The 20506-nt window shown below is 57.2% G+C and carries 34 protein-coding genes; all 34 read right to left on the reverse strand.

Annotation, left to right across the window (positions count from 1 at the left end; genetic code table 11):
- Positions 1–5: 5 nt before the first annotated feature.
- Positions 6–470, reverse strand: a complete 465-nt coding sequence (gene bfr / locus C3F42_RS14565; protein WP_028690240.1) for a bacterioferritin — start codon at positions 468–470, stop codon at positions 6–8.
- Positions 471–633: 163 nt separating this feature from the next.
- Entirely contained in the window at positions 634–2073 is a 1440-nt protein-coding gene (locus C3F42_RS14570) for a catalase (protein ID WP_104444574.1), read from the reverse strand.
- Between the two features lie 170 nt (positions 2074–2243).
- On the reverse strand, positions 2244–2630 hold the full coding sequence (gene rplQ / locus C3F42_RS14575; RefSeq protein WP_003255451.1) for a 50S ribosomal protein L17: 387 nt from the start codon (positions 2628–2630) through the stop codon (positions 2244–2246).
- A 42-nt stretch (positions 2631–2672) separates the two neighbouring features.
- Positions 2673–3674: a DNA-directed RNA polymerase subunit alpha gene (gene rpoA / locus C3F42_RS14580; RefSeq protein ID WP_003255452.1), complete on the reverse strand. Its 1002-nt coding sequence runs from the start codon at positions 3672–3674 to the stop codon at positions 2673–2675.
- 22 nt (positions 3675–3696) lie between these two features.
- Positions 3697–4317: a 30S ribosomal protein S4 gene (gene rpsD / locus C3F42_RS14585; RefSeq protein WP_023629185.1), complete on the reverse strand. Its 621-nt coding sequence runs from the start codon at positions 4315–4317 to the stop codon at positions 3697–3699.
- 15 nt (positions 4318–4332) lie between these two features.
- A complete protein-coding gene (rpsK, locus tag C3F42_RS14590; protein ID WP_012270237.1) occupies positions 4333–4722 on the reverse strand; it encodes a 30S ribosomal protein S11 in 390 nt (129 codons plus the stop codon).
- Positions 4723–4740: 18 nt separating this feature from the next.
- Positions 4741–5097: a 30S ribosomal protein S13 gene (gene rpsM / locus C3F42_RS14595; protein WP_003255457.1), complete on the reverse strand. Its 357-nt coding sequence runs from the start codon at positions 5095–5097 to the stop codon at positions 4741–4743.
- Between the two features lie 131 nt (positions 5098–5228).
- Positions 5229–5345 carry a 50S ribosomal protein L36 gene (rpmJ, locus tag C3F42_RS14600; protein WP_002555468.1) on the reverse strand — a complete coding sequence of 39 codons (117 nt, stop codon included), beginning with the start codon at positions 5343–5345 and terminating at the stop codon, positions 5229–5231.
- Positions 5346–5375: 30 nt separating this feature from the next.
- Complete coding sequence (gene secY, locus C3F42_RS14605) at positions 5376–6707, reverse strand: preprotein translocase subunit SecY (protein ID WP_003257108.1); 1332 nt, start codon at positions 6705–6707, stop codon at positions 5376–5378.
- Positions 6708–7142 carry a 50S ribosomal protein L15 gene (gene rplO, locus C3F42_RS14610; protein WP_011531896.1) on the reverse strand — a complete coding sequence of 145 codons (435 nt, stop codon included), beginning with the start codon at positions 7140–7142 and terminating at the stop codon, positions 6708–6710. It abuts the gene before it with no gap.
- Positions 7143–7145: 3 nt separating this feature from the next.
- Positions 7146–7322 (reverse strand): 50S ribosomal protein L30, encoded by a 177-nt coding sequence (rpmD, locus tag C3F42_RS14615; RefSeq protein ID WP_011531895.1) that lies wholly within the window; start codon positions 7320–7322, stop codon positions 7146–7148.
- Between the two features lie 2 nt (positions 7323–7324).
- Positions 7325–7825, reverse strand: coding sequence for a 30S ribosomal protein S5 (gene rpsE / locus C3F42_RS14620; protein ID WP_023629184.1), 501 nt, complete (start codon positions 7823–7825; stop codon positions 7325–7327).
- 3 nt (positions 7826–7828) lie between these two features.
- On the reverse strand, positions 7829–8179 hold the full coding sequence (gene rplR, locus C3F42_RS14625; protein ID WP_023629183.1) for a 50S ribosomal protein L18: 351 nt from the start codon (positions 8177–8179) through the stop codon (positions 7829–7831).
- Positions 8180–8189: 10 nt separating this feature from the next.
- A complete protein-coding gene (gene rplF, locus C3F42_RS14630) occupies positions 8190–8723 on the reverse strand; it encodes a 50S ribosomal protein L6 (protein WP_038707244.1) in 534 nt (177 codons plus the stop codon).
- A 12-nt stretch (positions 8724–8735) separates the two neighbouring features.
- Positions 8736–9128, reverse strand: a complete 393-nt coding sequence (gene rpsH / locus C3F42_RS14635; protein ID WP_023629182.1) for a 30S ribosomal protein S8 — start codon at positions 9126–9128, stop codon at positions 8736–8738.
- Positions 9129–9338: 210 nt separating this feature from the next.
- On the reverse strand, positions 9339–9644 hold the full coding sequence (rpsN, locus tag C3F42_RS14640) for a 30S ribosomal protein S14 (protein ID WP_023629181.1): 306 nt from the start codon (positions 9642–9644) through the stop codon (positions 9339–9341).
- A 13-nt stretch (positions 9645–9657) separates the two neighbouring features.
- On the reverse strand, positions 9658–10197 hold the full coding sequence (gene rplE / locus C3F42_RS14645) for a 50S ribosomal protein L5 (protein ID WP_003255474.1): 540 nt from the start codon (positions 10195–10197) through the stop codon (positions 9658–9660).
- A gap of 20 nt (positions 10198–10217) precedes the next feature.
- Entirely contained in the window at positions 10218–10532 is a 315-nt protein-coding gene (rplX, locus tag C3F42_RS14650) for a 50S ribosomal protein L24 (RefSeq protein WP_023629180.1), read from the reverse strand.
- Between the two features lie 11 nt (positions 10533–10543).
- Positions 10544–10912 (reverse strand): 50S ribosomal protein L14, encoded by a 369-nt coding sequence (gene rplN, locus C3F42_RS14655; RefSeq protein ID WP_008089810.1) that lies wholly within the window; start codon positions 10910–10912, stop codon positions 10544–10546.
- Positions 10913–10935: 23 nt separating this feature from the next.
- Positions 10936–11202: a 30S ribosomal protein S17 gene (gene rpsQ, locus C3F42_RS14660; protein WP_104444575.1), complete on the reverse strand. Its 267-nt coding sequence runs from the start codon at positions 11200–11202 to the stop codon at positions 10936–10938.
- A gap of 2 nt (positions 11203–11204) precedes the next feature.
- On the reverse strand, positions 11205–11396 hold the full coding sequence (gene rpmC / locus C3F42_RS14665; protein WP_002555481.1) for a 50S ribosomal protein L29: 192 nt from the start codon (positions 11394–11396) through the stop codon (positions 11205–11207).
- Positions 11396–11809 (reverse strand): 50S ribosomal protein L16, encoded by a 414-nt coding sequence (rplP, locus tag C3F42_RS14670; protein ID WP_009397508.1) that lies wholly within the window; start codon positions 11807–11809, stop codon positions 11396–11398. The genes rpmC and rplP overlap by 1 nt, the downstream gene beginning before the upstream one ends.
- 12 nt (positions 11810–11821) lie before the next feature.
- A complete protein-coding gene (gene rpsC, locus C3F42_RS14675) occupies positions 11822–12508 on the reverse strand; it encodes a 30S ribosomal protein S3 (RefSeq protein WP_011531889.1) in 687 nt (228 codons plus the stop codon).
- A 13-nt stretch (positions 12509–12521) separates the two neighbouring features.
- Positions 12522–12854: a 50S ribosomal protein L22 gene (gene rplV, locus C3F42_RS14680; RefSeq protein WP_003103908.1), complete on the reverse strand. Its 333-nt coding sequence runs from the start codon at positions 12852–12854 to the stop codon at positions 12522–12524.
- A gap of 11 nt (positions 12855–12865) precedes the next feature.
- A complete protein-coding gene (gene rpsS / locus C3F42_RS14685; RefSeq protein ID WP_003255482.1) occupies positions 12866–13141 on the reverse strand; it encodes a 30S ribosomal protein S19 in 276 nt (91 codons plus the stop codon).
- A gap of 16 nt (positions 13142–13157) precedes the next feature.
- A complete protein-coding gene (gene rplB, locus C3F42_RS14690) occupies positions 13158–13982 on the reverse strand; it encodes a 50S ribosomal protein L2 (RefSeq protein ID WP_003255483.1) in 825 nt (274 codons plus the stop codon).
- Positions 13983–13996: 14 nt separating this feature from the next.
- Complete coding sequence (gene rplW, locus C3F42_RS14695; RefSeq protein WP_003255484.1) at positions 13997–14296, reverse strand: 50S ribosomal protein L23; 300 nt, start codon at positions 14294–14296, stop codon at positions 13997–13999.
- Positions 14293–14895 carry a 50S ribosomal protein L4 gene (gene rplD, locus C3F42_RS14700; RefSeq protein ID WP_003255485.1) on the reverse strand — a complete coding sequence of 201 codons (603 nt, stop codon included), beginning with the start codon at positions 14893–14895 and terminating at the stop codon, positions 14293–14295. The genes rplW and rplD overlap by 4 nt, the downstream gene beginning before the upstream one ends.
- Positions 14896–14907: 12 nt before the next feature.
- Complete coding sequence (rplC, locus tag C3F42_RS14705) at positions 14908–15543, reverse strand: 50S ribosomal protein L3 (protein WP_011531887.1); 636 nt, start codon at positions 15541–15543, stop codon at positions 14908–14910.
- 80 nt (positions 15544–15623) lie between these two features.
- Positions 15624–15935, reverse strand: coding sequence for a 30S ribosomal protein S10 (gene rpsJ / locus C3F42_RS14710; RefSeq protein WP_003186070.1), 312 nt, complete (start codon positions 15933–15935; stop codon positions 15624–15626).
- A 141-nt stretch (positions 15936–16076) separates the two neighbouring features.
- Positions 16077–17270 (reverse strand): elongation factor Tu, encoded by a 1194-nt coding sequence (gene tuf / locus C3F42_RS14715; protein ID WP_038707241.1) that lies wholly within the window; start codon positions 17268–17270, stop codon positions 16077–16079.
- 27 nt (positions 17271–17297) lie between these two features.
- The gene (fusA, locus tag C3F42_RS14720; RefSeq protein WP_023628751.1) at positions 17298–19445 is read right to left on the reverse strand and encodes an elongation factor G; all 2148 of its coding nucleotides are present in this window, start codon (positions 19443–19445) and stop codon (positions 17298–17300) included.
- Between the two features lie 30 nt (positions 19446–19475).
- On the reverse strand, positions 19476–19946 hold the full coding sequence (rpsG, locus tag C3F42_RS14725; RefSeq protein WP_023628750.1) for a 30S ribosomal protein S7: 471 nt from the start codon (positions 19944–19946) through the stop codon (positions 19476–19478).
- Between the two features lie 106 nt (positions 19947–20052).
- On the reverse strand, positions 20053–20424 hold the full coding sequence (gene rpsL, locus C3F42_RS14730) for a 30S ribosomal protein S12 (protein ID WP_003255492.1): 372 nt from the start codon (positions 20422–20424) through the stop codon (positions 20053–20055).
- Between the last annotated feature and the right edge of the window lie 82 nt (positions 20425–20506).

Raw genomic sequence — 20506 nt, forward strand, 5'->3', positions numbered from 1 at the left:
ATAACTTACATCTGCGACTGCAGATAGTTCTCCAGGCCGATGGCCTTGATCAGACCCTGCTGCTTCTCCAGCCAGTAGGTATGATCTTCTTCGGTGTCGGCCAGCTGCGCGCGCAGGATGTCGCGGCTGATGTAGTCCTTGTGCAGTTCGCACAGCTCGATGCCCTTGCACAGCGCGGCACGTACCTTGTACTCGAGCTTGAGGTCGGCCTCGATCATTTCCGGCACGGTGCTGCCCACTTCCAGGTCGTCGGCGCGCATGTCCGGAGTACCTTCGAGCATGAGGATACGGCGCATCAGGGCATCGGCGTGCTGCGTCTCTTCTTCCATCTCGTGGTTGATACGCTCGTAGAGCTTGGTCAAGCCCCAGTCTTCGTACATGCGCGAGTGGATGAAATACTGATCGCGTGCTGCCAGTTCGCCCTTCAGCAACGTGACGAGATAGTTGATTACGTCCGGGTGACCTTGCATCGCCCTGCTTCTCCGTGTGAATACATCAATAGGGCCTAGTGTGAACCAGGTTTTGCTCGCGGTCACTGAAAAACGCGCAATTAGAAGCAAAAAATCGGCTAAACAGTAGTGATATTCATTGAAAAACCGCCCAAATGAGGGCGGTTCTTCTTATCACTTCGACTTAGGCGAGATTCACACCCAACGCCTTCGCGATCCCTTCTCCATAGGCCGGATCAGCCTTGAAGAAGTACTGCAGCTGACGCTGGATGACATCGTCGCTGACACCGGCCATGGTCCCGGCGATGTTGTTGATCAACAGCGCCTTTTGTTCATCGCTCATCAGGCGGAACAGTGCCCCGGCATGGCTGTAGTAATCGTTGTCCTCACGGTGATCGTAACGATCCGCCGAGCCGTTCAGCGCCAGAGCGGGCTCGGCATGCCGCGGATATTGCTTCGGCGCGCTCGCATGGCTGTTGGGCTCGTAGTTGGGAGCGCCGCCGTATGCGCCGATGGCCATGGAGCCGTCGCGCTGATAGCTGTTCACCGGGCAGCGCGGCGCATTGACCGGCAGTTGCTGGTGGTTGGTGCCTACGCGGTAGCGATGCGCATCGGCATAGGCGAACACACGGCCCTGCAGCATGCGGTCTGGCGACAGGCCAACCCCGGGGATCATGTTGCTGGGCCCGAACGCCGCCTGCTCGACCTCGGCGAAGTAGTTGAGCGGGTTGCGGTTGAGCTCCAGCACACCGACTTCGATCAACGGGTAGTCCTTCTGCGACCAGGTCTTGGTCACATCGAACGGGTTTTCGTCGCGGCTGGCCGCCTCGGCCTCGCTCATCACCTGGATGCACACGGTCCAACGCGGGAAATCGCCGCGCTCGATGGCCTCGAACAGGTCACGCTGGGCGTAGTCCGGGTCGCTCCCGGCCAGGCGTGCGGCATCGGCCGGCGCCAGGTTCTTGATGCCTTGCTGGGTCTTGAAGTGCCATTTGACCCAGCTCCGCTCGCCCTGGGCGTTGATCAGGCTGTAGGTGTGGCTGCCGAAGCCGTGCATGTGGCGGTAGCCATCGGGAATGCCGCGATCGGAGAACAGGATGGTGACCTGGTGCAGTGCCTCGGGCGAATGCGACCAGAAGTCCCACATCATTTGCGCGTTCTTCAGGTTGGTCTGTGGGTGGCGCTTCTGGGTGTGGATGAAGTCGGGGAACTTCAGCGGATCACGAATGAAAAACACCGGGGTATTGTTGCCGACGATGTCCCAGTTACCTTCCTCGGTGTAGAACTTCACCGCGAAACCACGTGGGTCTCGCTCGGTGTCCGCGGAGCCGCGCTCACCACCCACGGTGGAGAATCGCAGGAACGTCTCGGTCTGCTTGCCGATAGCCTCGAACAGCCTGGCACTGGTGAGCTCGGTGATATCACGAGTGACGGTGAAGGTACCGTAGGCGCCGGAGCCTTTGGCGTGAACGCGACGCTCCGGGATGTTCTCGCGGTTGAAGTGGGCAAGCTTCTCGAGCAGGTGGAAATCGTCGAGCAGCAGCGGGCCACGGGGGCCTGCGGAACGGGAGTTCTGGTTGTCGGCTACGGGTGCACCGCTGGCGGTAGTGAGAATCTTGCTCATGGGCTCTCCTGATCGGTCTTGAATTGCCGGCTAATCGGCTTGAGGAGAGTATTGTCGAGCGAAGTTACAAGAACAAATTCATTAGATGACTTACATCAATAGAAAATAACAATTCACCAGACAACAAAAAACCGGGCCTAGGCCCGGTTTCTTGTAGCAGACAGAACGTCTTACTCGGCAGCTTCTACAGCACCACCGACCGGACGATCAACCAGCTCGACGTACGCCATAGGCGCGTTGTCGCCAGCGCGGAAACCGCACTTCAGGATACGCAGGTAGCCGCCCTGACGGGTGGCGTAGCGCTTGCCCAGGTCGTTGAACAGTTTGCCAACGGCGGACTTCGAACGGGTACGGTCGAAGGCCAGACGACGGTTGGCAACGCTGTCTTCCTTGGCCAGGGTGATCAGCGGCTCGGCAACGCGGCGCAGTTCCTTGGCTTTCGGCAGGGTGGTTTTGATCAGCTCGTGCTCGATCAGCGACACAGCCATGTTCTGGAACATAGCTTTGCGGTGAGAGCTGGTACGGCTCAGGTGACGTCCACTTTTACGATGACGCATGATTCATTCCTTACCAAACACAACGTTCGGTGATTACGACGATCAGGCAGTCGCCTTGTCGTCTTTCTTAAGGCTTGCAGGCGGCCAGTTGTCGAGGCGCATGCCGAGAGACAGACCACGGGAGGCCAGGACGTCCTTGATTTCAGTCAGGGACTTCTTGCCCAGGTTAGGAGTCTTCAACAGCTCTACTTCGGTACGCTGAATCAGGTCGCCGATGTAGTAGATGTTCTCCGCCTTGAGGCAGTTGGCCGAACGTACGGTCAGTTCCAGGTCGTCAACCGGGCGCAGCAGGATCGGATCGATCTCGTCTTCCTGCTCGACCACAACCGGCTCGCTGTCACCTTTGAGGTCGACGAACGCGGCCAGCTGCTGTTGCAGGATGGTCGCGGCACGACGGATGGCCTCTTCAGGATCCAGGGTACCGTTGGTTTCCAGATCGATGACCAGCTTGTCCAGGTTGGTACGCTGCTCAACACGGGCGTTCTCGACCACGTAGGCGATACGACGCACCGGGCTGAACGAAGCGTCCAGCTGGAGACGGCCAATGCTGCGGCTTTCGTCTTCGTCGGTCTGACGGGAGTCGGCCGGCTCGTAACCGCGACCACGAGCTACAGTGAGCTTCATGTTCAGGGCGCCGTTGGACGCCAGGTTCGCGATTACGTGATCGGGGTTGACGATCTCGACATCGTGATCCAGCTGAATATCGGCAGCGGTAACCACCCCCGAACCCTTTTTCGACAAGGTCAGCGTAACTTCGTCACGACCGTGCAGTTTGATAGCCAGGCCTTTCAGGTTCAACAGGATTTCAATGACGTCTTCCTGTACACCTTCGATCGCGGAGTACTCGTGGAGTACGCCATCGATCTCGGCCTCGACTACTGCACAGCCAGGCATGGAGGACAACAGGATGCGGCGCAGCGCGTTGCCCAGGGTATGGCCGAAGCCACGCTCGAGAGGCTCGAGCGTGATCTTGGCGCGGGTTGGACTGACAACCTGCACGTCGATGTGACGGGGTGTCAGAAACTCATTTACCGAAATCTGCATGGATGCACCTATTTTCTAGCCCTTACTTGGAGTAGAGCTCGACAATCAGGTTTTCGTTGATGTCGGCGGACAGGTCGCTGCGAGCAGGAACGTTCTTGAAAACGCCCGACTTTTTAGCAGCATCCACATCAACCCACTCAACGCGGCCACGCTGGGCGCACAGTTCAAGGGCTTGAACAATGCGCAGCTGGTTCAGCGACTTCTCGCGAACCGAGACCACGTCACCCGGACGAACTTGGTAGGATGGAATGTTTACGGTTTTACCGTTGACGCTGATAGCTTTGTGCGAAACCAGCTGACGGGACTCGGAACGAGTCGAGCCGAAGCCCATACGGTAAACGACGTTATCCAGACGGCACTCGAGCAGTTGCAGCAGGTTCTCACCAGTTGCGCCTTTTTTCGAGGCAGCAGCTTGGTAGTAACCGCGGAACTGACGCTCCAGAACACCGTAGATACGACGAACTTTTTGTTTCTCGCGCAGCTGGGTACCGTAGTCGGACTGACGGCCACGGCGCTGGCCGTGGATACCTGGGGCTGCTTCGATGTTGCACTTCGATTCCAGAGCGCGAACGCCGCTCTTCAGGAACAGGTCAGTGCCTTCACGGCGAGACAGTTTGCATTTTGGACCAATGTAACGTGCCATTTATCTGTCTCCTGATTACACGCGACGCTTCTTCGGCGGACGGCACCCGTTATGCGGGATTGGCGTCACGTCGGTGATGCTGGCGATCTTGTAGCCGCAGCTGTTCAGTGCACGAACGGCGGACTCACGACCTGGACCTGGACCCTTGACGTTCACGTCGAGGTTCTTCAGACCGTATTCCAGCGCAGCTTGACCAGCACGCTCAGCAGCGATCTGTGCTGCGAACGGGGTGGATTTGCGCGAACCACGGAAACCCGAACCACCGGAAGTAGCCCAGGACAGCGCGTTGCCCTGACGGTCGGTGATGGTCACGATGGTGTTGTTGAAAGACGCATGGATGTGGGCGATGCCATCAACCACTGTCTTTTTGATTTTTTTACGAGGACGAGCAGCAGGTTTTGCCATGTCTATATTCCTGGGCGATTACTTGCGGATCGGCTTACGCGGGCCCTTACGGGTGCGTGCGTTGGTCTTGGTGCGCTGACCGCGAACCGGCAGACCTTTACGATGACGCAGGCCGCGGTAGCAACCCAGGTCCATCAAGCGCTTGATCTTCATGTTGATGTCACGGCGCAGGTCACCTTCGGTGGTGAACTTCGCGACTTCGCCACGCAGGGTTTCGATTTGCTCGTCGCTCAGATCCTTGATCTTAGCGGCTGGGTTTACACCAGCATCTGCACAGATTTTCTGTGCAGTTGTGCGACCGACACCATAGATGTAGGTCAGCGAGATAACAGTATGCTTGTTATCTGGAATGTTGACGCCTGCAATACGGGCCATTCAGTGGGACTCCAATTGACAGCTACCTACGCCCCGGAAGCCAAGAAATAGGGCGCGAGATAATATCGCTGTAGAAACGAATAATCAACCCAGCAGCACACTAGCTGCTGGGTTTGAAGCGCGGATCACACTCAGCCTTGGCGCTGCTTGTGACGCGGTTCCGCGCTGCAGATCACGCGCACGACACCTTCGCGACGAATGATCTTGCAGTTGCGGCACAGCTTTTTCACCGATGCACGAACTTTCATTACCGACTCCTCGAACCTTAAGGGGCTAAATCAGCGCAGCAGACCGCTGCCGCCGTAGCCTTTCAGGTTGGCTTTCTTCATCAGGGATTCGTACTGGTGCGAAACGAGGTGCGATTGTACTTGGGACATGAAGTCCATCACAACCACTACCACAATCAGCAACGAGGTCCCGCCAAGGTAGAACGGCACGTTTGCTGCTACCACCAGGAACTGGGGCAGAAGGCACACGGCCATCATGTAAAGAGCACCGAACATGGTCAAACGGGTCAGAACGCCATCAATGTAGCGCGCCGACTGCTCACCAGGACGGATGCCCGGAATAAAGGCACCGGACTTCTTCAGGTTTTCCGCTACGTCTTTCGGGTTGAACATCAACGCTGTGTAGAAGAAGCAGAAGAAAATGATCCCTGCACTAAACAGCAGAATGTTCAACGGCTGACCAGGAGCGATCGACTGCGAGATGTCCTGCAGCCAGCCCATACCTTCAGACTGACCGAACCAGGCACCCAGCGAAGCCGGGAACAGCAAGATGCTGCTCGCGAAAATGGCCGGGATTACCCCCGCCATGTTCACTTTCAGCGGCAGGTGGCTGGTCTGCGCAGCGAAGACCTTGCGGCCCTGCTGACGCTTGGCGTAGTGAACGGCGATACGACGCTGACCACGCTCGATGAACACCACGAAGCCGATAATCGCTACTGCCAGCAAACCGATTGCGACCAGGGCGAAGATGTTGATATCGCCTGTGCGTGCAGACTCGAAAGACTGCCCGATTGCTCTCGGAAGACCGGCAACGATACCTGCGAAGATCAACATCGAGATACCGTTGCCCACACCGCGCTCGGTGATCTGCTCGCCCAGCCACATCATGAACATCGCGCCCGCCACGAAGGTGGAGACGGCGACGACATGGAAGCCGAGGCCAACAGAAAACGCCACGCCCTGGTTGGCCAGGCCAATGGACATGCCAATGGCTTGGACCAGCGCCAGGATAACGGTGCCGTAGCGGGTGTACTGGCTGATCTTGCGACGGCCAGCTTCACCTTCCTTCTTCAACTGCTCCAGCTGCGGGCTGACAGCGGTCATGAGCTGCATGATGATCGATGCCGAGATGTACGGCATGATCCCCAGTGCAAAGATGCTCATGCGCTCCAGCGCGCCGCCGGAAAACATGTTGAACAAGCTAAGAATGGTCCCCTCATTCTGCCGGAACAGATCCGCGAGACGGTCCGGGTTAATGCCTGGTACCGGGATGTGCGCGCCAATCCGATAGACGATGATCGCCATGAACAGAAAACGCAGACGAGCCCAGAGTTCCGACATCCCGCCCTTACCGAGCGAAGAGAGAGCACCTTGCTTAGCCATTTATTCCTCGAACTTGCCGCCAGCTGCTTCGATAGCCGCACGTGCACCTTTGGTGACGGCGATACCCTTGAGGGTGACTGCGCGAGTGACTTCGCCCGACAGCATGATTTTCACACGCTGTACGTGCTGGCCGATCACGTTTGCGTCCTTCAGGGACTGAACGGTGATCAGATCGCCTTCCACCTTGGCCAGCTCGGACAGACGCACTTCAGCGCGGTCCATGGCTTTCAGGGAAACGAAGCCGAACTTCGGCAGGCGACGGTGCAGCGGCTGTTGACCGCCTTCGAAGCCTGGAGCGATGGAACCACCAGAACGGGAGGTCTGACCTTTGTGACCACGGCCACCGGTCTTACCCAGACCGCTACCGATACCACGGCCCGGACGGTGCTTCTCGCGACGGGAACCCGGCGCTGGACTCAGATCATTGAGTTTCATCGATTAACCCTCGACCTTCAGCATGTAGTAAGCCTTGTTGATCATCCCGCGGTTCTCGGGAGTATCCTGGACTTCTACAGTGTGACCGATACGACGCAGACCCAGACCCTTCACGCACAGTTTGTGGTTAGGGATACGGCCCGAGACGCTCTTGATCAGCGTAACTTTTACGGTTGCCATGATCAGATGATCTCCTCAACAGTCTTGCCGCGCTTGGCAGCAATGGACTCAGGGGATTGCATGGCTTTCAGACCCTTGAAGGTGGCGTGAACCACGTTCACCGGGTTGGTCGAACCGTAGCACTTGGCCAGGACGTTCTGAACGCCAGCAACTTCCAGGACGGCACGCATTGCGCCACCGGCGATGATACCGGTACCTTCCGAGGCAGGCTGCATGTAGACCTTCGAGGCGCCGTGGGCGGCCTTGGTGGCGTACTGCAGGGTGGTGCCCTTCAGGTCAACCTGAATCATGTTGCGACGAGCAGCTTCCATGGCTTTCTGGATCGCGGCAGGTACTTCGCGCGATTTGCCACGGCCAAAGCCAACACGACCCTTGCCATCACCTACCACGGTCAGCGCGGTGAAGGTGAAGATACGGCCGCCTTTAACGGTTTTGGCTACGCGGTTAACTTGAACCAGCTTCTCGATGTAGCCTTCGTCGCGCTTTTGATCGTTATTTGCCATAACTTAGAACTCCAGCCCGCCTTCACGAGCAGCATCAGCCAGCGCCTTGACGCGGCCATGGTACTTGAAGCCGGAACGGTCAAAGGCAACTTGAGATACACCGGCGGCTTTCGCGCGCTCAGCTACCAGCTTGCCAACCTTAGTGGCCGCGTCGATGTTGCCAGTGGCGCCATCACGCAGTTCTTTGTCCAAGGTCGAGGCGCTTGCCAGAACCTTGCTGCCGTCGGCCGAAATGACCTGGGCATAGATGTGCTGCGAGGAGCGGAACACGCACAGACGCACGGCTTCGAGCTCGTGCATTTTCAGGCGTGCTTTGCGAGCGCGACGCAGTCGAATAACTTTTTTGTCGGTCATTTGCTAGGCCCTACTTCTTCTTGGCTTCTTTACGACGGACTACTTCGTCCGCGTAACGCACACCCTTGCCCTTGTAAGGCTCTGGCGGACGGAAACCGCGGACTTCAGCGGCCACCTGACCCACCAGCTGCTTGTCGATACCCTTGATCAGGATGTCGGTCTGGCTTGGGGTTTCAGCGGTGATACCGGCTGGCAGTTCGTAATCCACTGGGTGCGAGAAGCCCAGAGCCAGGTTCAGGACGGTGCCTTTGGCCTGAGCTTTGTAACCAACACCGACCAGCTGGAGCTTGCGCTCGAAGCCTTGGCTTACGCCGTGGACCATGTTGTTCACCAGGGCGCGGGTGGTACCGGCCATGGCGCGAGCTTGCTGGTCACCGTTGCGAGCGACGAAACGCAGCTCACCAGCTTCTTCGGTAACTTCAACAGACGAGTGAACGTTCAGTTCGAGAGTGCCCTTGGCACCCTTTACCGAAAGCTGCTGACCGGCGAATTTGACTTCGACGCCTGCTGGCAGCTTAACGGGGTTCTTAGCGACGCGAGACATGCCTATCTCCCCTTAGAACACTGTGCACAGAACTTCGCCGCCGACACCGGCAGCGCGCGCAGCGCGGTCAGTCATCACACCTTTGTTGGTGGAGACGATAGACACGCCCAGGCCGCCACGTACTTTCGGCAGCTCAGAGACGGCCTTGTACTGGCGCAGGCCAGGACGGCTGGTACGCTTCAGTTCCTCGATGACCGGACGGCCTTCGAAGTACTTGAGTTCGATCGACAGGGAAGGCTTGGCTTCGCCGTTGACTTCGTAGCCGGCGATGTAACCTTCGTCTTTCAGTACTTTGGCAACCGCGACCTTCAGGGTAGAAGAAGGCATGCTTACGACAGACTTTTCAGCCATCTGGGCATTACGGATGCGAGTTAGCATGTCCGCTAACGGGTCCTGCATACTCATGGGCTAGATGCTCCTGATACAAGAATTATTAGCCTTGCGGCTATCACAACCACCCGAGCAGGCAGGGCAAAAAACCCGGGCTCAGGTGAGCCGGTCATTCTAGACACAAGGCAGAAACGAAACAAGCCCCATATAGGGGCTTGTTTCAATGCGAGGTCACCGGCGGTCGGAAGATCACTCCCCTTCCACCGGTGGTCACGCCAACCGGGATTACCAGCTGGCCTTGACCAGACCTGGCACGTCACCACGCATGGCGGCTTCGCGCAGCTTGTTACGGCCGAGGCCGAACTTGCGGTACACGCCGTGCGGACGACCGGTGATGCGGCAACGGTTACGCATGCGCGAAGCGCTGGCGTCACGTGGTTGCTTCTGCAGGGCGACAACGGCAGCGAAACGCTCTTCTGGAGAGGCGTTCAGGTTGACGATGGTCGCTTTCAGCTCGGCACGCTTTTTGGCGTACTTGGCTACCGTGAGCTGACGCTTCAGCTCGCGGTTTTTCATGCTCTTCTTGGCCATTTTCCTACTCCAATCAGTTGCGGAACGGGAACTTGAAAGCACGCAGCAGAGCGCGGCCTTCGTCGTCCGAACGAGCAGTGGTGGTCAGGGTGATGTCCAAACCGCGCAGAGCATCGATCTTGTCGTAGTCGATTTCCGGGAAGATGATCTGCTCTTTCACGCCCATGCTGTAGTTGCCACGACCATCGAAGGACTTGGCATTCAGGCCGCGGAAGTCGCGAACCCGAGGCAGGGAGATCGCCAGCAGGCGGTCCAGGAATTCGTACATCTTGTCGCTACGCAGGGTCACCTTGACGCCGATCGGCCAGCCTTCACGGACTTTGAAGCCCGCGATGGATTTACGAGCGAAAGTCACGACCGGCTTTTGACCGGTGATCTTTTCCAGGTCGGCAACAGCGTGCTCGATGACTTTCTTGTCGCCGATCGCTTCGCCCAGACCCATGTTCAGGGTGATTTTGGTAACGCGCGGAACTTCCATCACGTTCGACAGCTTAAGTTCTTCCTTAAGCTTGGGAGCGATTTCGTTCCGGTAAATCTCTTTCAGTCGTGCCATGGTCTTCTACCTAGCAGTGTTCAAGCATCAACCGCTTTTTGGGTCGACTTGAAGACACGAATTTTCTTGCCTTCTTCTACTTTGAAGCCAACGCGGTCAGCCTTGTTGGTTTCGCTGTTGAAGATGGCAACGTTGGAAGCGTGCAGTGGCGCTTCTTTTTCGACGATACCGCCCTGAACGCCCGCCATCGGGTTAGGCTTGGTATGACGCTTGACCAGGTTCACACCACCGATGACCAGACGGTCATCAGCCAGAACCTTCAGCACCTTACCGCGCTTACCCTTGTCTTTGCCGGCGATCACGATGATCTCGTCGTCACGACGAATCTTTTGCATGTCGGATCTCCTTAGAGCACTTCAGGGGCGAGCGAAACGATCTTCATGAACTTCTCGGTACGAAGTTCACGGGTCACTGGCCCGAAGATGCGAGTACCGATCGGCTCTTGCTTGGTGTTCAGCAGAACAGCAGCGTTGCCGTCGAAACGAATGATGGAACCGTCAGCGCGACGTACACCGTGACGGGTACGGACGACAACAGCGGTCATCACCTGGCCTTTTTTGACCTTACCGCGAGGAATTGCTTCCTTGACGGTAACTTTGATGATGTCACCGATACCGGCGTAACGACGGTGGGAACCGCCGAGCACCTTGATGCACATGACGCGACGAGCGCCGCTGTTATCGGCCACATCGAGCATGGATTGAGTCTGAATCATAAAATTTCTCCGACCCCTAGCCCTTAGACTTCAACAGCGCGTTCGAGGACTTCAACCAGTGCCCAGGACTTGGTCTTGGCCAGCGGACGGGCTTCACGGATGGAAACCTTGTCGCCGATCTTGCACTGGTTGGCTTCGTCGTGCGCGTGCAGCTTAGTCGAACGCTTAACGTATTTACCGTAGATCGGGTGCTTTACGCGACGCTCGATCAGAACGGTGATGGTCTTGTCCATTTTGTCGCTGACGACACGGCCAGTCAGCGTACGGACGGTTTTTTCAGCTTCAGCCATGATCACTTACCTGCCTGCTGGTTGAGCACAGTTTTCACGCGAGCGATGTCACGCTTAACTTGCGAGAGCAGGTGCGACTGCCCCAACTGGCCAGTTGCTTTCTGCATGCGCAGATTGAACTGGTCGCGCAGCAAGCCGAGCAGTTGCTCATTCAGTTGCTGTGCGGATTTTTCACGAAGTTCATTCGCTTTCATCACATCACCGTCCGCTTAACAAAGGAGGTGGCGAGTGGCAGCTTTGCAGCAGCCAGGGCGAAAGCTTCGCGCGCCAGCTCTTCAGAAACACCCTCGATCTCGTACAGGACTTTGCCTGGCTGAATCTGGGCAACCCAGTATTCCACGGAACCCTTACCTTTACCCATCCGCACTTCGAGAGGCTTCTTGGTAACCGGCTTGTCCGGGAACACACGGATCCAGATCTTGCCGCCACGCTTAACGTGACGGGTCAGGGCACGACGTGCCGACTCGATCTGGCGAGCGGTGAGACGACCGCGGGCGACAGCTTTCAGAGCGAACTCGCCGAAGCTGACCTTGCTACCGCGCAGTGCCAGACCACGGTTGTGGCCGGTCATCTGCTTGCGGAATTTTGTACGCTTTGGTTGCAACATTTGGCGTACCCCTTACTTAGCAGCTTTTTTACGAGGCGCTGGTGCTTGCGGCTTCAGCTCTTCCTGGCGACCACCAATAACTTCGCCTTTGAAGATCCAAACCTTCACACCGATCACACCGTAAGTGGTGTGAGCTTCGTAGGTGTTGTAGTCGATATCGGCACGCAGGGTGTGCAGGGGCACACGACCTTCGCGATACCACTCGGTACGTGCGATCTCGGCACCGCCGAGACGACCGCTCACCTGGATCTTGATGCCCTTGGCACCAATACGCATGGCGTTCTGCACGGCGCGCTTCATGGCGCGACGGAACATTACGCGGCGCTCCAGCTGCTGGGCTACGCTCTGAGCAACCAGCATGGCGTCGAGTTCCGGCTTGCGGATCTCTTCGATGTTGATGTGCACAGGCACACCCATCTGCTTGGTCAGGTCCTGACGCAGCTTCTCAACATCTTCACCTTTCTTGCCGATAACGATACCGGGACGAGCGGTGTGGATGGTGATGCGTGCAGTTTGAGCCGGGCGATGGATATCGATACGGCTAACGGACGCGCTTTTTAGTTTGTCTTGGAGGTACTCGCGAGTTTGCAGATCCTTCAGCAGGTAATCTGCGTAAGTCGCGCCGTCTGCGTACCAGACGGAGGTGTGCTCCTTGACGATTCCCAGGCGAATGCCAGTGGGATGTACTTTCTGACCCATCTGATCGACTCCGTTACTTGTCCGCAACCTTGACAGTGATATGGCAAGACCGCTTGACGATGCGATCAGCACGGCCTTTGGCACGTGGCATGATGCGCTTCAGCGAACGCCCTTCGTTGACGAAGACGGTGGAGACCTTCAGGTCATCAACGTCTGCGCCTTCGTTGTGTTCGGCGTTGGCAACGGCCGACTCGAGGACTTTCTTCATGATTTCAGCGGCTTTTTTGCTGCTGAAGGCCAACAGGTTGAGCGCTTCGCCCACCTTCTTCCCGCGGATCTGGTCGGCGACCAAGCGGGCTTTCTGGGCGGAGATGCGAGCGCCCGACAACTTAGCGGCTACTTCCATTTCCTTACCCCTTAACGCTTGGCTTTCTTGTCAGCCACGTGCCCGCGGTAGGTGCGGGTACCGGCGAACTCGCCCAGTTTGTGGCCGACCATGTCTTCGTTCACGAGAACTGGGACGTGTTGGCGACCGTTGTGTACCGCGATGGTCAGACCGACCATTTGTGGCAGGATCATCGAACGGCGCGACCAGGTTTTAACTGGCTTGCGATCGTTCTTCTCCACCGCCACTTCGACCTTCTTCAACAGGTGAAGATCGATAAAAGGACCTTTTTTCAGAGAACGTGGCACTGTCGTATCCCTCTAGTTACTTGCGACGACGGACGATCATGTTGTCGGTACGCTTATTACCACGGGTTTTAGCACCCTTGGTTGGGAAGCCCCATGGCGATACCGGATGACGACCACCGGAGGTACGACCTTCACCACCACCATGCGGGTGGTCAACCGGGTTCATGGCAACACCACGAACGGTTGGGCGAACGCCGCGCCAGCGTTTGGCACCAGCTTTACCCAGCGAACGCAGGCTGTGCTCGGAGTTCGAGACTTCGCCCAGGGTCGCACGGCACTCAGCCAGGACTTTACGCATTTCACCAGAGCGCAGACGCAGGGTCACGTAGACACCTTCACGAGCGATCAGCTGAGCCGAAGCACCAGCGGAACGAGCGATCTGAGCACCTTTACCCGGCTTCAGTTCGATGCCGTGAATGGTGCTACCTACTGGAATGTTGCGCAGTTGCAGGGAGTTACCGGCCTTGATTGGGGCCAGGGCACCTGCGATCAGCTGGTCGCCAGCGCTCACGCCTTTAGGGGCGATGATGTAGCGACGCTCACCGTCTGCGTAGCACAGCAGGGCGATGTGAGCAGTACGGTTTGGATCGTATTCGATACGCTCGACAGTGGCTGGGATGCCATCTTTGTCGTTGCGACGGAAGTCGACCAGACGGTAGTGCTGCTTATGACCACCACCCACGTGACGCGTGGTGATGCGGCCATTGTTGTTACGACCACCAGACTTCGATTTCTTCTCGATCAGCGGTGCGTGAGGAGCGCCTTTGTGCAGCTCCTTGTTGACCACCTTGACCACGAAACGGCGGCCAGGGGAAGTCGGTTTGCATTTAACGATTGCCATGATGCACCCCTTCCTTACTCAGCACTGCTGCTGAAATCGAGATCTTGGCCTGGCTGAAGGGAGACGATCGCCTTCTTCCAGTCATTACGCTTGCCCAGACCACGTGCGGTACGCTTGGTTTTACCCAGAACGTTAACGGTCGACACGTTTTCAACTTTTACGTTGAACAGGCCTTCGACAGCTTTCTTGATTTCCAGCTTGGTTGCATCGGTAGCAACCTTGAATACGAACTGGCCTTTTTTCTCAGCCAGAACGGTAGCCTTCTCGGAAACGTGCGGGCCAAGGAGGACTTTGAATACGCGTTCCTGGTTCATCCCAGCAGCTCCTCGAATTTCTTCACGGCCGAGACAGTGATCAACACTTTCTCGTATGCGATCAGACTGACCGGGTCGGAACCTTGAACGTCACGTACGTCGACGTGCGGCAGGTTACGAGCAGCCAGGTACAGGTTCTGATCAACAGCGTCCGAAACGATCAGTACGTCGCTCAGACCCATGCCGTTCAGCTTGTTCAGCAGGTCTTTGGTTTTCGGTGCTTCAACAGCGAAGTCCTGAACCACGACCAGACGGTCGCTACGCACCAGCTCGGCGAGGATGGAGCGCAGGGCTGCGCGGTACATCTTCTTGTTGAGCTTCTGCGAGTGATCTTGAGGACGAGCTGCGAAGGTTACACCACCGCCACGCCAGATCGGACCACGGGTAGTACCGGCACGAGCACGGCCAGTACCTTTCTGACGCCATGGGCGCTTACCGCCACCGGCTACGTCAGAACGGGTCTTCTGCTGCTTGGTGCCCTGACGGCCGCCGGCCATGTAGGCCACGACTGCTTGGTGTACCAGCGTCTCGTTGAATTCGCCACCGAAAGTCAGTTCGGAAACTTCGATCGCCTGAGCGTCATTTACATTAAGTTGCATGTCAGTTTCCCCTTACCCGCGAGCCTTGACAGCTGGACGCACAACCACGTCGCCGCCAGTAGCGCCTGGAACGGCACCCTTGATCAGCAGCAGGTTGCGTTCAGCGTCTACGCGTACTACTTCCAGGGACTGCACAGTCACGCGCTCAGCGCCCATGTGACCGGACATTTTCTTGCCCTTGAATACACGACCAGGAGTCTGGCACTGGCCGATGGAGCCAGGGACACGGTGCGATACGGAGTTACCGTGGGTGTTATCTTGACCACGGAAGTTCCAGCGCTTGATGGTACCGGCGAAGCCTTTACCTTTGGACTGACCGGTTACGTCTACCAGCTGGCCTGCAGTGAAGAGTTCAGCTTTGATCAGATCGCCAGCCTGGAAATCGCCTTCTTCAAGACGGAACTCCCAGACACCGCGACCAGCGGCAACGTTGGCCTTGGCAAAGTGGCCTGCCTGAGCGGCGGTCACACGCGAAGCACGACGCTCGCCGACAGTGACTTGCACTGCACGGTAGCCATCAGTTTCTTCGGTTTTGAACTGGGTGACGCGATTCGGCTCGATCTCGATGACCGTGACCGGAATGGAGACACCTTCTTCGGTGAAAATACGGGTCATGCCCGCTTTCCGACCGACTACACCAATAGTCATGTTGTAAACCTCATGAGTGTACGGGGCTTTCACCCGCTATGGCCGCCCATTTCAGAGCGTTACACGACCAGACCGAAGTCTTAGCCGAGGCTGATCTGTACTTCCACGCCGGCCGCCAGATCGAGCTTCATCAGCGCGTCAACGGTTTTATCCGTTGGCTGGACGATGTCCAGAACACGCTTATGAGTGCGGATCTCGTACTGGTCACGCGCGTCTTTGTTGACGTGCGGGGAGACCAGAACGGTGAAACGCTCTTTGCGGGTAGGCAGTGGAATTGGACCACGCACTTGTGCACCAGTACGTTTCGCGGTTTCCACGATTTCCTGGGTGGATTGGTCGATCAGGCGATGGTCGAAAGCCTTCAACCTGATACGGATTTGCTGATTTTGCATTGGATTTCAGACTCCAGGCTGTTCCCAACGGACGCACTACGCCCGCTAAAAGGAGGCGTGATTCTATAGACGCCCCAATTTAGTGTCAACCCAATAAAAAAAGCCCCCGCTGAGCGGGGGCTTTTTCAATCGGTCGAGTGATTACTCGATGATTTTGGCTACGACGCCGGCGCCGACGGTACGACCGCCTTCACGGATGGCGAAACGCAGACCGTCTTCCATTGCGATGGTCTTGATCAGGGTGACAGTCATCTGGATGTTGTCACCTGGCATTACCATTTCAACGCCTTCCGGCAGTTCGCAGTTACCGGTCACGTCAGTGGTACGGAAGTAGAACTGAGGACGGTAGCCTTTGAAGAACGGAGTGTGACGGCCGCCTTCTTCCTTCGACAGGACGTAGACTTCTGCGGTGAACTTGGTGTGCGGCTTGACCGAACCTGGCTTGACCAGAACCTGGCCACGCTCAACGTCGTCACGCTTGGTACCACGCAGCAGAACGCCGCAGTTCTCGCCAGCACGACCTTCGTCCAGCAGCTTGCGGAACATCTCAACACCGGTGCAGGTGGTGGTGGTGGTGTCACGCAGACCAACGATTTCCAGGGCGTCTTGAACGCGGACGATACCACGCTCGATACGACCGGTAACAACGGTACCACGACCCGAGATCGAGAATACGTCTTCGATTGGCATCAGGAACGGCTGGTCGATGGCACGAACTGGCTCAGGGATGTAGGCATCCAGAGTTTCTACCAGCTTCTTGACAGCGGTAGTGCCCATTTCGTTGTCGTCTTTGCCTTCCAGCGCCATACGAGCCGAACCGATGATGATCGGGGTGTCGTCGCCTGGGAAGTCGTAGGTGGACAGCAGGTCGCGAACTTCCATCTCGACCAGTTCCAGCAGCTCAGCGTCGTCTACCAGGTCAGCCTTGTTCAGGAAGACCACGATGTACGGAACGCCAACCTGACGGGACAGCAGGATGTGCTCACGGGTTTGTGGCATCGGACCATCGGCGGCCGAGCAAACCAGGATCGCGCCGTCCATCTGGGCAGCACCGGTGATCATGTTCTTCACGTAGTCAGCGTGACCTGGGCAGTCAACGTGAGCGTAGTGACGAATGTTCGAGTTGTACTCGACGTGCGCGGTGTTGATGGTGATACCGCGAGCTTTTTCTTCCGGAGCCGAGTCGATCTTGTCGAACTCAACGACGGCCGAACCGAAAACTTCGGAGCAGACGCGGGTCAGAGCTGCGGTCAGAGTGGTCTTACCGTGGTCAACGTGGCCGATGGTGCCGACGTTAACGTGGGGAAGGGAACGATCAAATTTTTCTTTAGCCACGACAGTGAACCTCTTGCCTAAAGGGGATTAGCCTTGTTTTTTAACGAGTGCTTCGACGATGTTCGACGGAGCTTCGGCGTATTTGGAGAATTCCATGGAGTAGCTTGCGCGACCCTGAGACATGGAACGAACGTCGGTTGCGTAACCGAACATCTCTCCGAGCGGTACCTCAGCAGTGATTACCTTGCCGGACACCGAGTCTTCATTACCCTGGATCATCCCGCGACGACGGCTCAGGTCACCCATCACGTCACCCAGGTAGTCTTCCGGGGTTACAACTTCGACCTTCATGATCGGCTCAAGGACCACGCCACCACCCTTCTGGGCCAGTTGCTTGGTCGCCATCGAAGCGGCGATCTTGAACGCCATTTCGTTGGAGTCGACATCGTGGTACGAACCGTCGAATACCGTAGCCTTCAGGCCGAGCAGCGGATAGCCGGCAACAACGCCGTTTTTCATCTGCTCTTCGATACCCTTCTGGATCGGGGCGATGAATTCCTTAGGAATCACACCACCAACGACTTCGTTGGTGAACACCAGACCTTCGGTGATGTTGCCCTTGTCGTCGACGTCCGGCTCCGAGAAACGGATCCAGCAGTGACCGAACTGACCACGACCACCCGACTGACGAACGAACTTGCCTTCGATCTCGACGTTGGACTTGGTGATCTTCTCGCGGTACGAAACCTGCGGCTTGCCGACGTTGCACTCGACGTTGAACTCGCGCTTCATGCGGTCAACGAGGATGTCCAGGTGCAGCTCACCCATACCGGAGATGATGGTCTGGCCGGTTTCTTCGTCGGTCTTGACGCGGAACGACGGGTCTTCCTGGGCCAGCTTGCCCAGCGCGATACCCATCTTCTCCTGGTCAGCCTTGGTTTTCGGCTCTACGGAGAGCGAAATTACAGGCTCAGGGAAGTCCATACGCTCGAGGATGATCGGCTTGTCGGCGTTGCACAGGGTGTCACCGGTAGTGACGTCCTTCATGCCGATCAGAGCAGCGATGTCGCCAGCGCGCACTTCCTTGATCTCTTCACGCTGGTTAGCGTGCATCTGCACCATACGACCAACGCGCTCTTTCTTGCCCTTGACCGAGTTGATGACGGAGTCACCGGAGGTCAGGAAGCCCGAGTAAACGCGGACGAAGGTCAGAGTACCAACGAACGGGTCGGTAGCGATCTTGAACGCCAGAGCCGAGAACGGCTCGTTGTCGTCAGCAGGACGCTCGTCGTACTGTTCTGCAGTGACTTCGTCCTTCGGCACGTCGATCAGATCAGGGTGGATACCCTTGATCGCAGGGATCTCGGTTGGCGCAGGCAGGAAGTCGATAACGGCGTCGAGAACCAGGGGAACGCCCTTGTTCTTGAACGAGGAACCGCAGACAGCAGGAACGATCTCGCTCGCCAGGGTACGGGCGCGCAGACCAGCCTTGATGTCTTCGACGGACAGGTCACCTTCTTCAAGGTACTTGTTCATCAGCTCTTCGTTGGCCTCGGCAGCAGCCTCGACCATGTTGCTGCGCCATTCGTTGGCCAGGTCCACCAGCTCGGCAGGAATTTCTTCCTCGCGGTAGGTAGTACCTTTGTCGTCGTCGTTCCAGTAGATGGCTTTCATCTTGATCAGGTCAACCTGACCCTGGAAGTCGTCTTCCGCACCGATAGCCAGCTGGACCGGAACCGGGGTGTGACCCAGACGGTTCTTGATCTGACCGACAACGCGCAGGAAGTTGGCACCAGCACGGTCCATCTTGTTCACGTAGACAACACGTGGAACGCCGTACTTGTTGGCCTGACGCCATACGGTTTCGGACTGCGGCTCAACGCCGGAGGTACCGCAGAACACAACGACCGCGCCGTCGAGTACGCGCAGCGAACGCTCAACTTCAATGGTGAAGTCAACGTGGCCGGGGGTATCGATGACGTTTACGCGGTAGTTGTCGTACTGACCACGGGAACCCTTCCAGAAGGTGGTAACGGCAGCGGAGGTAATGGTGATACCGCGCTCCTGCTCCTGCACCATCCAGTCGGTGGTCGCGGCGCCGTCATGCACCTCGCCCATCTTGTGGCTCAGACCTGTGTAGAACAGGATCCGCTCGGTAGTGGTGGTCTTGCCCGCGTCAACGTGGGCACAGATACCAATGTTACGGTAGCGGTTAATTGCTGTAGTACGAGCCATAAAGCCCTCGCAAAATGATTGATGCTTGAATTAGAAGCGGTAGTGCGAGAACGCTTTGTTGGCTTCAGCCATACGGTGAACGTCTTCACGCTTCTTGACTGCAGCACCTTTGCCTTCGGCAGCATCCAGCAGTTCACCGGCCAGGCGCAGAGCCATCGACTTCTCGCCGCGCTTGCGGGCGTAGTCTACGAGCCAGCGCATTGCCAGAGCGTTACGACGGGACGGACGAACTTCAACCGGGACCTGGTAAGTGGCACCGCCGACACGGCGGGACTTTACTTCGACCAGCGGAGCGATGGCGTCGAGAGCTTTCTCGAAGATTTCCAGGGGGTCGCTGTTCTTGCGTGCTTTGACTGCGTCCAGGGCACCGTAAACGATGCGCTCGGCCACGGCCTTCTTGCCGCTTTCCATCACGTGGTTCATGAACTTGGCGAGGATCTGGGATCCGTACTTCGGATCGTCCAGGATCTCACGTTTTGCTGCTACACGACGTCTTGGCATGATAAGCCCTCAAACGGTCTTCAGGTTAGCCCGGGACGTGGGTCTTCGACCCCTGCCCGACCTTACTCTTATCGACTCAAAAAATTGGATATGTGCAAACGGCCGATTACTTCGGACGCTTGGTACCGTACTTCGAACGACCCTGGTTACGGCCTTTGACGCCCGAAGTATCCAGAGAGCCGCGAACGGTGTGGTAACGAACACCTGGCAAGTCTTTTACACGGCCGCCACGAATCAGGACGACGCTGTGCTCTTGCAGGTTGTGGCCTTCACCACCGATGTACGAGGAAACCTCGAAACCGTTGGTCAGACGCACACGGCATACTTTACGCAGTGCCGAGTTAGGTTTTTTCGGCGTGGTGGTGTACACGCGGGTGCACACGCCACGACGCTGCGGGCAGTTCTGCAGCGCAGGAACGTCGGACTTCTCGACCGAACGCTTACGCGGCTGACGTACCAGCTGGTTGATAGTTGCCATCTACTAGCTCCACTGATTGTCTTGCGACTCTATTGTCTTGCAAGAAAGCCAAAAATTGGCGAGACGGAGCCTCACCAAATTT

It is taken from the genome of Pseudomonas sp. PONIH3 (genome assembly GCF_002934345.1).
In the GTDB taxonomy this organism is placed as follows: Bacteria; Pseudomonadota; Gammaproteobacteria; order Pseudomonadales; family Pseudomonadaceae; genus Aquipseudomonas; species Aquipseudomonas soli.

Excerpts from the sequence above, each read along its gene's own strand:
- rplE (WP_003255474.1), bottom strand. The coding sequence starts at position 10,197 with ATGGCACGACTGAAAGAGATTTACCGGAACGAAATCGCTCCCAAGCTT.
- rplB (WP_003255483.1), bottom strand. The coding sequence starts at position 13,982 with ATGGCAATCGTTAAATGCAAACCGACTTCCCCTGGCCGCCGTTTCGTG.
- secY (WP_003257108.1), bottom strand. The coding sequence starts at position 6,707 with ATGGCTAAGCAAGGTGCTCTCTCTTCGCTCGGTAAGGGCGGGATGTCG.
- rplQ (WP_003255451.1), bottom strand. The coding sequence starts at position 2,630 with ATGCGTCATCGTAAAAGTGGACGTCACCTGAGCCGTACCAGCTCTCAC.
- rplD (WP_003255485.1), bottom strand. The coding sequence starts at position 14,895 with ATGCAACTTAATGTAAATGACGCTCAGGCGATCGAAGTTTCCGAACTG.
- rplX (WP_023629180.1), bottom strand. The coding sequence starts at position 10,532 with ATGCAAAAGATTCGTCGTGACGACGAGATCATCGTGATCGCCGGCAAA.
- rplC (WP_011531887.1), bottom strand. The coding sequence starts at position 15,543 with ATGACTATTGGTGTAGTCGGTCGGAAAGCGGGCATGACCCGTATTTTC.
- rpsG (WP_023628750.1), bottom strand. The coding sequence starts at position 19,946 with ATGCCAAGACGTCGTGTAGCAGCAAAACGTGAGATCCTGGACGATCCG.
- rpmJ (WP_002555468.1), bottom strand. The coding sequence starts at position 5,345 with ATGAAAGTTCGTGCATCGGTGAAAAAGCTGTGCCGCAACTGCAAGATC.
- rplP (WP_009397508.1), bottom strand. The coding sequence starts at position 11,809 with ATGTTGCAACCAAAGCGTACAAAATTCCGCAAGCAGATGACCGGCCAC.
- rpsM (WP_003255457.1), bottom strand. The coding sequence starts at position 5,097 with ATGGCCCGTATTGCAGGCGTCAACATTCCAGATAACAAGCATACTGTT.
- rpsJ (WP_003186070.1), bottom strand. The coding sequence starts at position 15,935 with ATGCAAAATCAGCAAATCCGTATCAGGTTGAAGGCTTTCGACCATCGC.
- rpmD (WP_011531895.1), bottom strand. The coding sequence starts at position 7,322 with ATGGCAACCGTAAAAGTTACGCTGATCAAGAGCGTCTCGGGCCGTATC.
- rpsH (WP_023629182.1), bottom strand. The coding sequence starts at position 9,128 with ATGAGTATGCAGGACCCGTTAGCGGACATGCTAACTCGCATCCGTAAT.
- rplF (WP_038707244.1), bottom strand. The coding sequence starts at position 8,723 with ATGTCTCGCGTCGCTAAGAACCCCGTTAAGCTGCCAGCAGGCGTCGAA.
- rplN (WP_008089810.1), bottom strand. The coding sequence starts at position 10,912 with ATGATTCAGACTCAATCCATGCTCGATGTGGCCGATAACAGCGGCGCT.
- rpsN (WP_023629181.1), bottom strand. The coding sequence starts at position 9,644 with ATGGCCAAGAAGAGCATGAAAAACCGCGAGCTGAAGCGTCAGCTCACG.
- rpsK (WP_012270237.1), bottom strand. The coding sequence starts at position 4,722 with ATGGCAAAACCTGCTGCTCGTCCTCGTAAAAAAATCAAAAAGACAGTG.
- rpsC (WP_011531889.1), bottom strand. The coding sequence starts at position 12,508 with ATGGGTCAGAAAGTACATCCCACTGGCATTCGCCTGGGAATCGTCAAG.
- fusA (WP_023628751.1), bottom strand. The coding sequence starts at position 19,445 with ATGGCTCGTACTACAGCAATTAACCGCTACCGTAACATTGGTATCTGT.
- rpsQ (WP_104444575.1), bottom strand. The coding sequence starts at position 11,202 with ATGGCTGAAGCTGAAAAAACCGTCCGTACGCTGACTGGCCGTGTCGTC.
- rplR (WP_023629183.1), bottom strand. The coding sequence starts at position 8,179 with ATGACCGACAAAAAAGTTATTCGACTGCGTCGCGCTCGCAAAGCACGC.
- rpsL (WP_003255492.1), bottom strand. The coding sequence starts at position 20,424 with ATGGCAACTATCAACCAGCTGGTACGTCAGCCGCGTAAGCGTTCGGTC.
- C3F42_RS14570 (WP_104444574.1), bottom strand. The coding sequence starts at position 2,073 with ATGAGCAAGATTCTCACTACCGCCAGCGGTGCACCCGTAGCCGACAAC.
- rpsD (WP_023629185.1), bottom strand. The coding sequence starts at position 4,317 with ATGGCACGTTACATTGGTCCAAAATGCAAACTGTCTCGCCGTGAAGGC.
- rpoA (WP_003255452.1), bottom strand. The coding sequence starts at position 3,674 with ATGCAGATTTCGGTAAATGAGTTTCTGACACCCCGTCACATCGACGTG.
- bfr (WP_028690240.1), bottom strand. The coding sequence starts at position 470 with ATGCAAGGTCACCCGGACGTAATCAACTATCTCGTCACGTTGCTGAAG.
- rplW (WP_003255484.1), bottom strand. The coding sequence starts at position 14,296 with ATGAACCAGGAACGCGTATTCAAAGTCCTCCTTGGCCCGCACGTTTCC.
- rplO (WP_011531896.1), bottom strand. The coding sequence starts at position 7,142 with ATGAAACTCAATGATCTGAGTCCAGCGCCGGGTTCCCGTCGCGAGAAG.
- rpsE (WP_023629184.1), bottom strand. The coding sequence starts at position 7,825 with ATGGCAAATAACGATCAAAAGCGCGACGAAGGCTACATCGAGAAGCTG.
- rpmC (WP_002555481.1), bottom strand. The coding sequence starts at position 11,396 with ATGAAAGCGAATGAACTTCGTGAAAAATCCGCACAGCAACTGAATGAG.
- rplV (WP_003103908.1), bottom strand. The coding sequence starts at position 12,854 with ATGGAAGTAGCCGCTAAGTTGTCGGGCGCTCGCATCTCCGCCCAGAAA.